The organism is Streptomyces sp. VNUA24, assembly GCF_029167005.1.
Classification (GTDB): domain Bacteria; phylum Actinomycetota; class Actinomycetes; order Streptomycetales; family Streptomycetaceae; genus Streptomyces; species Streptomyces scabiei.
Genome location: NZ_CP119143.1, coordinates 2,802,477 through 2,817,672, shown reverse-complemented (window position 1 = coordinate 2,817,672; position 15,196 = coordinate 2,802,477). Strand labels below are relative to the sequence as shown.

Here is a 15,196-nt window from a genome sequence, read left to right as displayed (position 1 = left end):
CAACTTCTTCCCAGCCCCGGCAGCCGCTGCTACGTTCCCCTCGAAAGCCAAGCACGGCGGTGCCGATGAGGCGGGAGGGGCTTGTGAGACGGATGACGGCTCGACCTGCCAACGCGCACCAGGCCAGGCTGCTGCGGCTGTTGCGGGACGGCGGACCCAACTCCCGTGCACAGCTCGGGGACCGGGTCGACCTCTCGCGGTCGAAACTGGCCGTGGAGGTGGACCGGCTCCTGGAGACGGGACTGGTCGTGGCCGACGGACTGGCCGCCTCGCGCGGCGGCCGCCGGTCGCACAACATCCGGCTCGCCCCCCAACTCCGCTTCCTCGGCGTCGACATCGGCGCCACCTCGATCGACGTGGCCGTCACCAACGCCGAGTTGGAGATACTCGGCCACATCAACCAGCCCATGGACGTACGGGACGGCCCGGTCGCCGTCTTCGAACAGGTGCTGTCCATGGCGGCCAAGCTGCGGGCCTCGGGTCTCGCGGAGGGGTTCGACGGCGCCGGCATCGGCGTACCCGGACCGGTCCGCTTCCCCGAGGGCGTCCCCGTCGCCCCGCCGATCATGCCGGGCTGGGACGGCTTCCCGGTGCGCGAGGCACTGAGCCAGGAACTCGGCTGTCCCGTCATGGTCGACAACGACGTGAACCTGATGGCGATGGGGGAGCAGCACGCGGGTGTCGCCCGTTCCGTGGGCGACTTCCTCTGCGTCAAGATAGGCACCGGCATAGGCTGCGGCATCGTCGCCGGGGGCGAGGTCCACCGCGGGACGACCGGCAGCGCCGGCGACATCGGGCACATCCTCGCCGTACCGGACGGCCGCCCCTGCGCCTGCGGCAACCGGGGCTGCCTGGAGGCCCACTTCAGCGGCGCCGCGCTCGCCCGCGACGCCGAGGAAGCCGCCCGGCAGGGACTGTCGGTGGAACTCGCCTCCCGGCTGGAGATCAACGGCACCCTGTCCGCCGTCGACGTGGCCGCCGCGGCCGCGGCCGGCGACGCCACCGCGCTCGACCTGATACGCGAGGGCGGCAACCGCACCGGCCAGGTCATCGCCGGACTCGTCAGCTTCTTCAATCCCGGCCTGGTCGTGATCGGCGGCGGGGTGACCGGCCTCGGCCACACCCTGCTCGCCGCCATCCGCACCCAGGTCTACCGCCAGTCACTGCCCCTCGCCACCAACAACCTGCCCATCGTGCTGGGGGAGTTGGGGCCCACCGCCGGAGTCATCGGCGCGGCCCGCCTCATCAGCGACCACCTGTTCTCCCCCGCGTAGGGCGTTTCCCACCACACGCACCCCACCGATCGGCGCTCCGCCCCGCCCTCGCTCTCACCGTCGCTCTGCCCTGCCCTGCCCTGCCTGCTCTGCCCTGCCCTGAACACGCCTGCCCTCGCACGCGCACCGCCCTGCAACCGGCCCGCACGTCCGCCAAGGGGAACTCATGGCACCAGAATCACCGCTGCTCACCATGTCCGGCATCACCAAGTCGTTCCCCGGCGTCCGGGCCCTGGACGGCGTCGACCTCGACGTCCAGGCCGGAGAGGTCCACTGCCTGCTCGGCCAGAACGGCGCCGGGAAGTCCACTCTGATCAAGGTCCTGGCCGGCGCCCACCAGCCCGACGACGGCACGATCACCTGGCGCGGCGAACCCGTCACCCTGAAATCGCCGATCGCCGCCATGCGCCTCGGCATCGCCACCATCTACCAGGAACTCGACCTGGTCGAGGGCCTGTCGGTGGCCGAGAACGTCCACCTCGGACACGAGCCCACCGCCGCCGGATTCGTCGTACGGGGGAAAGCGGCGCGTACGTCGACAGCCGCTCTCCTCAAGCGACTTGGGCACCCGGAGGTCGACCCGGCGCGGCTCGTCGGTGACCTGTCCGCCGCCCAGCAGCAGATCGTGTCCATGGCGAGGGCCCTCTCCCACGAGGTACGGCTGATCGTGATGGACGAACCGTCGGCCGCGCTCGACCCGGACGAGGTCGACAACCTGTTCAGGATCGTCGGCGACCTGACCGCCGACGGGGTGGCCGTCGTCTACATCTCGCACCGCCTGGAGGAGATCCGCCGGATCGGCGACCGGGTGACCGTGCTGAAGGACGGGCGGGCCGTGGCGGGCGGGCTGCCCGCGAAGTCGACGCCGACGCGCGAGGTCGTGGCACTGATGACCGGCCGCAACGTCGAGTACGTCTTCCCCGACCGGCCGCCCGCGCCCCCGGACGAGGCCGCGCCCGTCCTGGAGGTGCGGGGACTGGCACGTGCCGGGGAGTTCGAGCCGTTCGACCTCCAGGTGCGGCCCGGCGAGATCGTGGGGCTCGCCGGACTCGTCGGCTCGGGACGCTCGGAGATCCTGGAGACGATCTACGGCGCCCGCAGGCCCACGGCGGGTCAGGTCAGTGTGGACGGAAGGCCGTTGAGGCCCGGCAGCGTCCGGGCCGCCGTGCGGGCCGGACTCGGGCTCGCCCCCGAGGAGCGCAAGGCGCAGGGGCTGCTGATGCTGGAGTCCGTCACCAGGAACGTCTCCGTGTCGTCGATGGGCCGCTTCGCGCGCGTCGGCTGGATCGACCGGGGCGCCGAACACCGTGCCGCGCGGGCCGCGACCCGCGAGCTGTCCCTGCGCCCCGACAACCCCGACGTGCCGGTCCGCACGCTCTCCGGCGGCAACCAGCAGAAGGCGGTGCTCGCCCGCTGGCTGCTGCGCGGCTGCCGGGTCCTGCTGCTCGACGAGCCGACCCGGGGCGTCGACGTGGGAGCCCGCGCCGAGTTGTACGCGGTGGTGCGCCGGCTCGCCGACGAAGGGCTCGCCGTGCTGCTGGTCTCCAGCGAGGTGCCCGAAGTCCTCGGCCTCGCCGACCGGGTGCTCGTCCTGCGCGAGGGCCGGGTCGTGCACACGGCACCCGCCCGTGAGCTGGACGAACACCGCGTCCTCGACCTCGTGATGGAAGGAAGTCCGGTGGCCAGTGTGGGAAGTCCGGTGGCCGGTGCGGCAAGTCCGGCGGCCGGCGCGGCACACCCCGTGACCGGTGAAGGGAGCCCGTCGTCATGACCCAGCCCATGTCCCCGCCCCGGGACGCCGACAAAGCCGCACCCCTCGACGCGCCGCCCGCCTGGCGGGCCCGGGTGTTCCGCGCCGACGTCCGCACCCTCTCGCTCCTCGGCGTCCTCGCCGCGCTGATCCTCATCGGCGGCCTCACCCGGCCCGACGAGTTCCTCGACACCCGCAACCTCCAACTCGTCCTCACCCAGGCCTCGGTGATCGGTGTCGTCACCGTCGGCATGACCTTCGTCATCACCTCCGGCGGCATCGACCTGTCCGTCGGCGCGATCGTCGCCCTGGCGTCCGTCTGGGCGACGACCGTGGCCACCCAGGAGTACGGGTTCGCCGGCATCCTCTTCACGGCGGTGATCGTCGGCGTCGGCTGCGGTCTGGTGAACGGGCTGCTCATCGCCTACGGCGGCATGGTCCCCTTCATCGCCACCCTCGCCATGCTCGCCTCGGCCCGCGGACTGGCCCTGCAGATCACCGACGGCAGCACCCAGGTCGTCACCGTCGGCTCCGTCCTGGACCTCGGCGAACGCGACGCCTACCTCCTCGGCGTCCCGCCGCTCGTCCTGGTCTTCGCGGTCGTGACGATCATCGGCTGGCTCGTGCTGAACCGCACCACCTTCGGCCGGCGCACCGTCGCCGTGGGCGGCAACCCGGAGGCGGCCCGGCTCGCGGGCATCGACGTCCGCCGCCAGCGGCTCTATCTGTACCTGCTCTCCGGACTGTGCTGCGGCATCGCCGCCTTCCTGCTGATCGTGCTGTCCGGCTCGGGCCAGAACACCAACGGCAACCTCTACGAACTCGACGCCATCGCCGCCGCGATCATCGGCGGAACCCTGCTCAGCGGTGGCCGGGGCACCATCACCGGCTCCGTCCTCGGCGTCCTGATCTTCACCACGATCACCAACATCTTCGCGCTCAACAACCTGCAGAGCGACGTCCAGCAGATCGCCAAGGGCGCGATCATCGTCGCCGCGGTCCTGGTCCAGAGACGTACGGCAAGCACGACCTGAGACACCGAAGAGCCGACACGGGAAAGGTCCACCGCCATGCCAGACATCACCAGCCGCAGAAGACTGCTCTTCGGAACCGCCGCCGTCTCGGCCGGCGCCCTCCTTGCCGGTTGCACCAGCAACGAGCCCAAGGACGACCCGGCCGCCGACAAACAGCCGGCCGCCGACGACAAGCCCGGCAAGGCCGTCACCATCGGCTTCGCCGGACCCCAGGCCGACCACGGCTGGCTCAACGCGATCAACCAGAACGCCAAGAGCCGCGCCGAGCGGTACGAGGACGTCACCCTGGAGATCACCGAGGGCTCCAACGACACGGCCCAGCAGATCGGGCAGATCGAGACCCTCATCAACAAGAAGGTCGACGTGCTGGTGATCCTGCCCGCCGACGGCAAGGCCCTCACCCAGGTCGGCCTGAAGGCTATGCGGGCCGGCATCCCCGTGGTCAACCTCGACCGGATCTTCAACTCCCCCCAGGCGTACCGCTGCTGGATCGGCGGCGACAACTACGGCATGGGGCTCAACGCCGGGACCTACATCGGCGAGCAGCTCAAGGACAAGAGCGACGCCCGGGTCATCGAGCTGGCCGGTCTCGACAACCTGGAGCTGACCAAGCAGCGCACCCAGGGCTTCGACGACGCGCTGAAGAACTACCCGAACATCAAGAAGGTGGCCCGCCAGGCCGCCGAGTTCACGGTCGAGTCGGGCCAGGCCAAGATGGCCCAACTGCTGCAGGCGCAGTCGAAGTTCGACGCCCTGTGGAACCACGACGACGACCAGGGCGTGGGTGCCCTGCGGGCCATCGAGCAGGCCGGGCGCGACGACTTCCTGATGGTCGGCGGCGCGGGCGCGCTCTCCGCGTTCCAGGCGATCAAGAAGGACGACGGGGTGCTGAAGGCCACCGTCCTCTACCCGCCGACCATGGCCGCCTCCGCGATCGACCTCGCCCGCGCCCTCGGCCAGGGCAAGGGTGTCGGGGGCCTCGCCGAGTTCGAGATCCCGTCCTCGCTGACCCTCTACTCGGCCGTCGTCGACAAGGCCAACGTCGACCAGTACATGTCCACCGGCTTCAAGTGACGGGACCCGCCGAAGGGGCCCGGCCCGAGGTCGGGCCCCACCCCGCACCGCGCCGCGACGACGAGGAGGACACACGCATGGGACAGCCGCAGCAGCCCGACCAGGCCGAGGCGGAGGAGTCGGGAGCGCCGGCGCCCGGCGCGGACGCGCACGCGCCCGCCGGCAGGGACGGCAGACCGGTGCTGCGCGTCGGGATGGTCGGCTACGCCTTCATGGGGGCCGCCCACTCCCAGGGCTGGCGCACGGCGGGGCGGGTCTTCGACCTGCCGCTCGACCCCGTGCAGGCCGCCGTGTGCGGGCGGGACGGCGACGCGGTGCGGGCCATGGCGGACCGGCACGGGTGGGCGACGACGGAGACCGACTGGCGGGAGCTGATCGCCCGCGACGACATCGACCTGGTGGACATCTGCACCCCCGGCGACAGCCACGCCGAGATCGCCCTCGCCGCCCTGGCCGCGGGCAAGCACGTGCTCTGCGAGAAGCCCCTGGCCAACACCGTCGCGGAGGCCGAGCAGATGGCCGCGGCTGCCGAAGAGGCGTACGGGCGGGGCCAGTTGGCCATGGTCGGCTTCAACTACCGCCGGGTGCCCGCCACCGCGCTCGCCCGCCGCATGGTCGCCGAGGGCCGGCTGGGAGTCCTGCGGCATGTGCGGGTGACGTACCTCCAGGACTGGCTCGTGGACCCGGAGTTCCCCCTCACCTGGCGGCTGCGCAAGGAGTCCGCCGGCTCCGGGGCGCTCGGCGATCTGGGCGCCCACATCGTCGACCTCGCGCAGTACATGGCCGGCGAGCCCCTGGCCGGTGTGTCCGCGCTGATGGAGACCTTCGTCCGCGAACGGCCCCTCCCCGCCGGCGCGTCCGCCGGCCTCGCCGCCACCGGCGCCGGGGCGGCCCGGGGCGCGGTCACCGTCGACGACGCGGCCCTGTTCACCGGCCGCTTCGCCTCCGGCGCCCTCGCCTCCTTCGAGGCGACCCGCTTCGCCACCGGCCGCAAGAACGCCCTGCGCATCGAACTGAACGGCGAGCGCGGCTCGTTGGCCTTCGACCTGGAACGCCTCAACGAACTCGCCTACCACGACCACACCGAGCCGGCCGCCCACGCGGGCTTCCGCCGCATCCTCGTCACCGAGCCCGACCACCCCTACCTGGACGCCTGGTGGCCGCCGGGCCACGGCCTCGGCTACGAGCACACCTTCGTCCACCAGGTCCGCGACCTGGTCCACGCCGTCGCGGAGGGCCGCCGGCCCGAGCCGTCCTTCGCCGACGGGCTCCAGGTGCAGCGCGTGCTCGCGGCGGTCGAGGAGAGCGCCGAGAAGAACTCCGTCTACACGCCGACCCACACCCCCACCTCGGTCTGAGGAGACCCGGACATGCCGCGCGACTTCACGCTCTTCACCGGCCAGTGGGCCGACCTGCCCCTCGAAGAGGTCTGCCGCCTCGCCCGCGACTTCGGCTACGACGGCCTCGAACTCGCCTGCTGGGGCGACCACTTCGAGGTCGACAAGGCACTCGCCGACCCGTCGTACCTGAACTCCCGGCACCAGCTCCTGGAGAAGTACGGCCTGAAGTGCTGGGCCGTCTCCAACCACCTCGTGGGCCAGGCCGTGTGCGACGCCATCATCGACGAACGCCACCGCGCCATCCTGCCCGCCCGCATCTGGGGCGACGGCGAGCCCGAGGGCGTACGGCAGCGGGCCGCCGCCGAGATGGCCGACACCGCGCGGGCGGCGGCCGCCTTCGGCGTCGACACCGTCATCGGCTTCACCGGCTCCGCCATCTGGCACCTGGTCGCGATGTTCCCGCCCGCCCCCGAGTCGATGATCGAGCGCGGCTACGAGGACTTCGCCACGCGCTGGAACCCGATCCTCGACGTCTTCGACGCCCAGGGCGTGCGGTTCGCCCACGAGGTCCACCCCAGCGAGATCGCCTACGACTACTGGACGACCCAGCGCGCCCTGGAGGCCGTCGACCGCCGGCCGGCGTTCGGGCTGAACTTCGACCCCTCGCACTTCGTGTGGCAGGACCTCGACCCGGTCGGCTTCCTGTGGGACTTCCGCGACCGGATCTACCACGTGGACTGCAAGGAGGCCCGCAAGCGCCTCGACGGCCGCAACGGCCGCCTCGGCTCGCACCTGCCCTGGGGCGATCCCCGGCGCGGCTGGGACTTCGTGTCGGCCGGCCACGGCGACGTCCCCTGGGAGGACGTCTTCCGGATGCTCCGCTCGATCGACTACCGGGGCCCGATCTCCGTGGAATGGGAGGACGCCGGCATGGACCGGCTCCAGGGCGCCCCGCAGGCCCTGACCCACCTCAAGGCGTTCGACTTCGAACCCCCGACGGCCTCGTTCGACGCGGCGTTCGGCGGCAACGACTAGCGCCACCCCGGCTTCCGGGGTGACGGCGCACCCCGGCGTACCGCACACACCCGTACACCTCCGTACGACCAGCCCCACTCTGGAGGCATTTCGTGCACCCGTACGACGACAACAGACACCCCACCGGCGCCACCCGCACCTTAGGACGCCGCGGACTGCGTGGACCGGTCGCCCTGCTGAGCGCCCTGCTGCTCGCGGGCGCCTCGCTCTCGCTCACCGCGCCCTCGGCGGGCGCGGCCGGCGCCGCACCGAAGGCCGCCGCCGAGGACTTCCAGCAGGTCACCCTCGCCAAGGGCGAACCGGAGGTCGGCGAGCCCATGTCGCTCGCCGTCCTCCCCGACCGCTCGGTCCTGCACACCTCGCGCGACGGCGAACTGCGGCTGACCGACGCGGCGGGCAACACCAGGCTCGCCGGCAAGCTCGACGTGTACAGCCACGACGAGGAGGGCCTCCAGGGCATCGGCGTCGACCCGGGTTTCGCCGACAACCGTTTCATCTACCTCTACTACGCGCCCCCGTTGGACACCCCGGCCGGTGACGCCCCCGAGACCGGCACCGCCGCCGACTTCGCGCGCTTCGACGGCGTCAACCGGCTCTCCCGCTTCGTCCTGAAGGCCGACGGCACGCTCGACAAGGCCAGCGAGAAGAAGGTCCTCGACGTCCCCGCCTCCCGGGGCATCTGCTGCCACGTCGGCGGCGACATCGACTTCGACGCGGCCGGCAACCTGTACCTGTCGACGGGTGACGACAGCAACCCGTTCCAGTCGGACGGCTTCACCCCCATCGACGAGCGCGCCAACCGCAACCCGGCCTTCGACGCCCAGCGCACCTCCGGCAACACCAACGACCTGCGCGGCAAGATCCTGCGCATCAAGGTCGGCGCCGACGGCTCCTACACCGTCCCCGACGGCAACCTCTTTGCGCCGGGCACGGCGAAGACCCGCCCCGAGATCTACGCGATGGGCTTCCGCAACCCGTTCCGCTTCAGCGTCGACAAGAAGACCGGCGTCCTCTACGTCGGCGAGTACGGCCCCGACGCGGGCGCCGCCAACCCCTCGCGCGGCCCGGCCGGCCAGGTCGAGTTCGCCCGCGTCACCGAGCCGGGCAACTTCGGCTGGCCGTACTGCACGGGCAAGAACGACGCCTATGTCGACTACGACTTCGCCACCCGCACCTCGGGCGCGGCCTTCGACTGCTCGGCCCCGAAGAACACCTCGCCGAACAACACCGGCCTGACCGACCTGCCCCCCGCCGAGCCCGCCTGGATCCCCTACAACGGCGCCAGTGTCCCGGAGTTCGGCGACGGCTCGGAATCACCCATGGGCGGTCCGGTCTACCACTACGACGCCTCGCTCGACTCCCCGGTCAAGTTCCCCGCGGCCTACGACGGCGACTTCTTCGCCGGTGAGTTCGGCCGCCGCTGGATCAAGCGGATCAGCAGCGACGCCGACGGCACCGTCCGGTCGATCAGCAACGTGCCGTGGACCGGCACCCAAATCATGGACATGGCCTTCGGCCCGGACGGCGCGCTGTACGTCCTCGACTACGGCATCTCCTGGTTCGGCGGCGACGAGCACTCCGCCCTGTACCGCATCGAGAACGCCACCGACGGCCACTCCCCGGTCGCCGCCGCCGCGGCCGACCGCACCTCGGGCCAGGCGAGACTGCGGGTCCGTTTCTCCTCCGAGGGCACCACCGACCAGGACGGCGACGCCCTCACCTACCGCTGGGACTTCGGCGACGGCGGTACCTCCACGGCCGCCAACCCCCGGTACACCTACCGGACGAACGGCACCTACACGGCGACCCTGACCGCCAGGGACTCCACCGGCCGCACCGGCAGCGCGAGCGTACGCGTCGTGGTCGGCAACACCGCGCCCGAGGTCGAACTGCGTCTGCCCGAGGACGGTCAGCTGTTCTCGTTCGGTGACGCCGTCCCCTTCAAGGTGCGGGTGCGCGACAAGGAGGACGGCACCTCCATCGACTGCGCCAAGGTCAAGGTCACCTTCGTCCTCGGCCACGACAGCCACGGCCACCCGGTGACCTCCGCCAACGGCTGCACCGGCACCATCAAGACCAGCGCCGACGGCGGCCACGACGAGAACGCCAACATCTTCGGGGTGTTCGACGCCGAGTACACCGACGGCGGAGGCGGCGGCCAGGAGTCGCTGACCACCCACGACCGGCACGTCGTCCAGCCCACCCACCGCCAGGCCGAGCACTACGGCGACTCCTCCGGCATCGCCGTCCAGTCCAAGGACACGGCCCACGGCGGCAAGACCGTCGGGAACATCGACGACGGCGACTGGATCTCCTTCGAGCCGTACGTCCTGTCCGACGTCACCAAGCTCACCGCGCGGATCTCCTCCGGGGGCATCGGCGGCACGCTGGAGGTCCGCGCCGGATCCCCGACCGGCACGCTCCTCGGCAGCGCCACCGTGCCGGTGACCGGCGGCTGGGACACCTTCAAGGACGTCACGGCCGACCTGTCCAAGGGCCCACGCGGCAGCACCACGCTCTACCTGGTGTTCAAGGGCGGCTCCGCCGGCGGCCTGTTCGACGTGGACGACTTCACCTTCACGAAGCGGTGAGGGGGCGCCATGCCGAGGAACCGACGACTGCTGACCGCGCTGGCCGGCGCCGCCCTGCTGATCGCGGGCGGGTCGGGACCGGCCGTGTCCGATGAGGCGGACCGCTCCCGCGGCCAGGAGGACGAACGCCGCGTCCTGGTCTTCTCCAAGACCGCCGGCTTCCGGCACGACTCGATCCCCGCGGGGGTGACGGCCCTGCGGGAACTGGGCGCGGCCCACGGCTTCGCGGTCGACGCCACGGAGGACGCCGGCGCCTTCACCAAGCGCAACCTGCGGCGCTACGACGCCGTGGTGTTCCTCTCGACCACGGGCGACGTCCTCGACCCGGCCCAGCAGTCCGCGTTCGAGCGGTACATCGAACGCGGGGGCGCCTATGTGGGCGTCCACGCGGCCGCCGACACCGAGTACGACTGGGCCTTCTACGGCGGACTCGCGGGCGCGTACTTCCAGGGACACCCCGCGATCCAGCCCGCGACGGTCGACGTCGAGGACCACGCCCACCCGGCCACCGCCGGGCTGGGCGCCACCTGGAACCGCACGGACGAGTGGTACAACTACCGCTCCAATCCCCGGGACCGGGCGCATGTGCTCGCCTCGCTCGACGAGTCCTCGTACAGCGGCGGCACCATGAACGGCGACCATCCCATCGCCTGGTGCCAGGAGTACGAGGGAGGCCGCTCCTTCTACACCGGCGGCGGCCACACCAGGGAGTCCTTCGCCGAACCCGCCTTCCGTCAGCATCTGCTCGGCGGCATCCGGTGGGCGATCGGCGAGGTCCGGGCCGACTGCCGCCCGGAGAACGGCTACCGGCCGCTGTTCGACGGAACGTCCCTGGACGGCTGGCGCCAGGCGGGACCGGGCTCGTTCACCCTGTCCGGCGACGGCTCGATCACCTCGTCCGGCGGGATGGGGATGCTCTGGTACGCCGGCCGCGGCTTCGGTTCGTACTCCCTGAAGCTGGACTGGAGGATGTCCGGCGCCTCCGGCGACGACAACTCCGGGGTGTTCGTGGGCTTCCCGCCCTCGGACGACCCCTGGTCCGCGGTGAACAACGGCTACGAGATCCAGATCGACGCCACCGACGTACCCGAGAGGACCACCGGATCCGTCTACGGCTTCCGCTCCGCCGACCTCAGGAAGCGCGACCGCGCCCTGAACCCGCCGGGGGAGTGGAACACGTACGAGATCCGCGTGGAGGGCGAGCGCCTGCGCGTCTACCTCAACGGCGTGCGGATCAACCAGTTCACCAACCGCGATCCGGCACGGAGCCTGCGCGACGGCCACCTCGGCATCCAGAACCACGGGGCCGGCGACCAGGTGTCCTTCCGTGACATCCGGATCAAGGAACTGCCCGCACGGGCCGCCGGCCGGGCGGACGCGCCGCCGGGCGACTGAGCGACGGCGGGCGGGGGACGCCGGACCCCCGCCCGCCGTCTCGCCCGCCCTTCCCCTCCCACTTCTCCCACGGAGGGTTCCCGGCCCTTCCCACCCCTGGCCCGACGAGGAGGCTGCCCATGTCCGCGTCCGTGTCCGAGTCCGTGTCCGTCACCCCACCGAGCGTCGGCGTCTGGCTGATCGGGGCACGGGGTTCCGTCGCCACCACCGTCGTCGCGGGCTGCGCGGCCGTCACGGCGGGTCTGCACGCACCGACGGGCATGGTCACCGAGACCGCTCTCTTCGCCGGCACCGGCCTCCCCCCGCTCACCGCCCTCGTCTTCGGCGGCCACGACACGGTCGACTGCCCCCTGCCCAAACGGGCCGAGGCCCTCGCGGCCGGCGGCGTCCTGCCGCACGGCCTGCCGGCGGCCGTCGCGGCGGAACTGGCCGCCGCCGACGGCGAGATCCGGCCCGGCGGACCTCTCCCGGGCGACACCCGGACCCCCGACGAGCTGATCGCCTCCCACGCCGCCGACATCCAGGACTTCGTACGCCGCCGGCGGCTGACCCGGGCCGTGGTGGTGAACGTCGCCTCCACGGAACCCGCGCCCACCGGCACCGCCCTGCCGCCCAGCTCCCTGTACGCGGCGGCCGCCCTCCGCGCGGGCTGCCCCTACGTCAACTTCACCCCGTCGGCCGGCCTCCACCACCCGGTGCTCGCCCCCCTCGCCGCCTCCCGCGGCCTGCCGTACGCCGGCCGCGACGGCAAGACCGGTCAGACCCTGCTGCGGTCCGTCCTCGGCCCGATGTTCGCCCAGCGGGCCCTGGCCGTCCGGGCCTGGTCCGGCACCAACCTCCTCGGCGGGGGCGACGGCGCCGCCCTCGCCGACCCGGCCGCCGCCGCCGCGAAGAACGCCGGGAAGGAACGCGTCCTGACCGACAGCCTCGGCGCCACCCCCGAGGGCCGGACCCACATCGACGACGTCCCCGTCCTCGGCGACTGGAAGACCGCCTGGGACCACATCGCCTTCGACGGCTTCCTCGGCACCCGCATGGTCCTCCAGACCACCTGGCAGGGCTGTGACTCCGCGCTCGCCGCCCCCTTGGTCCTGGACCTCGCCCGTCTCCTGGCCGCCGCCCACCGGGCGGGCCTCGGCGGGCCCCTGGCCGAGCTGGGCTTCTACTTCAAGGACCCGCTGGGGGACGGCCCGACGGCACTGGGGGAGCAGTACGCGGCCCTGGCGGGGTTCGCGCGGCGCCTGCGGACGGCACCGGGGCGTGCGGCCGAGCCGCGCGGGGAGACCCGATGAGCCGGCACGGGATCCCGCTGTCCTTCGGCTACGGCACCAACGGCCTCGCCGACCTCCGGCTCGACGACGCCCTCGCCCTCCTCGCCGATCTCGGCTACGACGGCGTCGGACTCACGCTCGACCACATGCACCTCGACCCGCTCGCCCCCGGCCTCGCCGCCCGCACCCGCCGTCTCGCCCGCCGGCTGGACGCCCTCGGCCTGACCGTCACCGTGGAGACCGGCGCCCGCTATGTGCTCGACCCCCGTCGCAAACACGGCCCGACGCTGCTGGACGCCGACCCCGGCGACCGGGCGCGCCGCGCCGGCCTGCTGCTGCGTGCCGTACGGGTCGCCGCCGACCTCGGCGCCCACGCCGTGCACTGCTTCAGCGGAGTCACCCCGCCCGGCACGGACGAGGACACCGCCTGGAAGCGGCTGCCCGACGCGCTCACCCCCGTCCTCGACGCCGCCACCGCCGCCGGCGTCCCCCTCGCGATCGAGCCCGAACCCGGCCATCTCCTGGCCACGCTCGCCGACTTCCACCGTCTGCGCGAGGCCCTGGACAGCCCCGCCGCCCTCGGTCTGACCCTCGACATCGGCCACTGCCAGTGCCTCGAACCGCTCCCTCCCGCCGACTGCGTCCGCGCCGCCGCGCCCTGGCTCCGCCACGTCCAGATCGAGGACATGCGCCGCGGCGTCCACGCACACCTGCCCCTCGGTGAGGGCGAGATCGACTTCCCGCCCGTCCTCGCGGCCCTGGCCGCCGTCGGCTACCGAGCCCTGACCGTCGTCGAACTGCCCCGCCACTCCCACGCCGGCCCCCACTTCGCCGAGCAGTCCCTCGCGTTCCTCCAACGGTCCCTCGGCCACCGCCACGGCACGACCTGCCCCACCGACCGCCCCGGGAGCCCCTCGTGACCCACCACCGGACCCCGGCCGACCCGCACCGCCCCCTGGACGCCCGCCTCACGGAGTCCGCCCGCACCTGGCTGGCGCGGGCGCTGGACGAGGCCGCCGAGCATCCGGGCACCCACGGCCCCCTCGCCGTCTGGGAGCTGCGGCTCGCCGAGGCGGGCCGGCGCTGCGGCACCGAACACGCCGACGCCGTCCGCGTGCTGATCCTGCGCGCGGCCCGCGCCGACGCCGACGCGCTCACCCGGGTCTACCGCCAGGGCACCGCCGACGAACGCCGGGCGGTGCTGCACGCGCTGCCCCACCTCGTGCCCGGCCCCGAGGCGCTGCCCCTCGTCGAGGACGCCCTGCGCACCAACGACACCCGCCTCCTCGCCGCGGCCCTGGGCCCGTACGGCGCCCGCCATCTGGCCCCGCACTCCTGGCGGCACGCCGTCCTCAAGTGCCTGTTCACCGCAGTGCCCGTCGACGAGGTCGCCGACCTGACCGGCCGTGCCCACGGCGACACCGAACTCGCCCGCATGCTCCGCGCCTTCGCCGAGGAACGCACCGCCGCGGGCCGCCCCGTACCCGAGGACCTGCACCGCGTCCTGGCCCTGACCGCGCCCCCACCGGCCGCCGCGCCCCACCGCGACGGCGGCCACGGCCTTCCCGGCAAGGAGTCCTGATGCGCATCTTCGACCCCCACATCCACATGACGTCACGCACCACCGACGACTACGAGGCGATGCACGAGGCGGGCGTCCGCGCGGTCGTGGAACCGGCCTTCTGGCTGGGACAGCCCCGCACCTCGCCCGGCTCCTTCGTCGACTACTTCGACTCCCTGCTGGGCTGGGAGCCCTTCCGCGCCGCCCAGTACGGCATCGCCCACCACTGCGCGCTCGCCCTCAACCCCAAGGAGGCGAACGACCCGCGGTGCGCTCCCGTGCTGGACCTGCTGCCCCGCTACCTGCTCAAGGACGGGGTCGTGGCCGTCGGCGAGATCGGCTACGACTCCCTGACCCCGGCCGAGGACCACGCCCTCGAACACCAGCTGCAACTGGCCGCCGACCACGGTCTGCCCGCCCTCGTCCACACCCCGCACCGGGACAAGCTCGCCGGTCTGCGCCGCACCCTCGACGCCGTACGGGCCTCCGCCCTGCCCGTCGACCGGGTGCTGCTCGACCACCTCAACGAGACCACCGTCGAGGAGGCCAGGGACAGCGGCGCCTGGCTCGGTTTCTCCGTCTACCCGGACACCAAGATGGACGAGGAGCGCATGGTCGCCGTCCTGAAGGAGTTCGGACCGGAGAGGGTGCTGGTCGACTCCGCCGCCGACTGGGGCAGAAGCGACCCCCTGAAGACGCGCCGGGTCGCCGACGCCCTGCTGGCCGCCGGGTTCGACGAGGACACCGTCGACCTCGTGCTGTGGCGCAACCCCGTCGCCTTCTACGGGCTCAGCGGGCGCCTCGTCCTCGACGTCACCGCCACCAACCCCACGCACGAGGGCAACAGCATCCTGCGCGGCGGTGAGTGACC

12 protein-coding genes are annotated in these 15,196 nt (G+C 72.6%); all 12 read left to right on the top strand.

The annotated features are described in order from the left end of the window. The first annotated feature begins 92 nt into the window (after positions 1 to 92). Positions 93 to 1,274, top strand: a complete 1,182-nt coding sequence (locus PYR72_RS11770) for an ROK family transcriptional regulator (RefSeq protein WP_059082221.1) — start codon at positions 93 to 95, stop codon at positions 1,272 to 1,274. A 166-nt stretch (positions 1,275 to 1,440) separates the two neighbouring features. After that, on the top strand, positions 1,441 to 3,045 hold the full coding sequence (locus PYR72_RS11765; RefSeq protein WP_275455281.1) for a sugar ABC transporter ATP-binding protein: 1,605 nt from the start codon (positions 1,441 to 1,443) through the stop codon (positions 3,043 to 3,045). Beyond that, a complete protein-coding gene (locus PYR72_RS11760; protein ID WP_275455280.1) occupies positions 3,042 to 4,058 on the top strand; it encodes an ABC transporter permease in 1,017 nt (338 codons plus the stop codon). Before PYR72_RS11765 ends, PYR72_RS11760 begins: the two co-directional genes overlap by 4 nt. A gap of 36 nt (positions 4,059 to 4,094) precedes the next feature. Beyond that, entirely contained in the window at positions 4,095 to 5,132 is a 1,038-nt protein-coding gene (locus tag PYR72_RS11755; protein ID WP_275455279.1) for a substrate-binding domain-containing protein, read from the top strand. Positions 5,133 to 5,209: 77 nt separating this feature from the next. Next, complete coding sequence (locus PYR72_RS11750; protein ID WP_275455278.1) at positions 5,210 to 6,490, top strand: Gfo/Idh/MocA family oxidoreductase; 1,281 nt, start codon at positions 5,210 to 5,212, stop codon at positions 6,488 to 6,490. A 12-nt stretch (positions 6,491 to 6,502) separates the two neighbouring features. Beyond that, on the top strand, positions 6,503 to 7,507 hold the full coding sequence (locus tag PYR72_RS11745) for a sugar phosphate isomerase/epimerase family protein (protein WP_275455277.1): 1,005 nt from the start codon (positions 6,503 to 6,505) through the stop codon (positions 7,505 to 7,507). A 92-nt stretch (positions 7,508 to 7,599) separates the two neighbouring features. Continuing rightward, entirely contained in the window at positions 7,600 to 10,098 is a 2,499-nt protein-coding gene (locus PYR72_RS11740) for a PQQ-dependent sugar dehydrogenase (RefSeq protein ID WP_275455276.1), read from the top strand. Between the two features lie 9 nt (positions 10,099 to 10,107). Beyond that, entirely contained in the window at positions 10,108 to 11,493 is a 1,386-nt protein-coding gene (locus PYR72_RS11735) for a ThuA domain-containing protein (protein ID WP_275455275.1), read from the top strand. A gap of 119 nt (positions 11,494 to 11,612) precedes the next feature. Then, positions 11,613 to 12,785: an inositol-3-phosphate synthase gene (locus PYR72_RS11730; RefSeq protein WP_275455274.1), complete on the top strand. Its 1,173-nt coding sequence runs from the start codon at positions 11,613 to 11,615 to the stop codon at positions 12,783 to 12,785. Next, positions 12,782 to 13,684, top strand: a complete 903-nt coding sequence (locus tag PYR72_RS11725; protein WP_275455273.1) for a sugar phosphate isomerase/epimerase family protein — start codon at positions 12,782 to 12,784, stop codon at positions 13,682 to 13,684. Before PYR72_RS11730 ends, PYR72_RS11725 begins: the two co-directional genes overlap by 4 nt. Beyond that, positions 13,681 to 14,346 carry an EboA domain-containing protein gene (locus PYR72_RS11720; protein WP_275455272.1) on the top strand — a complete coding sequence of 222 codons (666 nt, stop codon included), beginning with the start codon at positions 13,681 to 13,683 and terminating at the stop codon, positions 14,344 to 14,346. The genes PYR72_RS11725 and PYR72_RS11720 overlap by 4 nt, the downstream gene beginning before the upstream one ends. Continuing rightward, complete coding sequence (locus PYR72_RS11715) at positions 14,346 to 15,194, top strand: TatD family hydrolase (RefSeq protein ID WP_275455271.1); 849 nt, start codon at positions 14,346 to 14,348, stop codon at positions 15,192 to 15,194. Before PYR72_RS11720 ends, PYR72_RS11715 begins: the two co-directional genes overlap by 1 nt. Positions 15,195 to 15,196 lie beyond the last annotated feature (2 nt).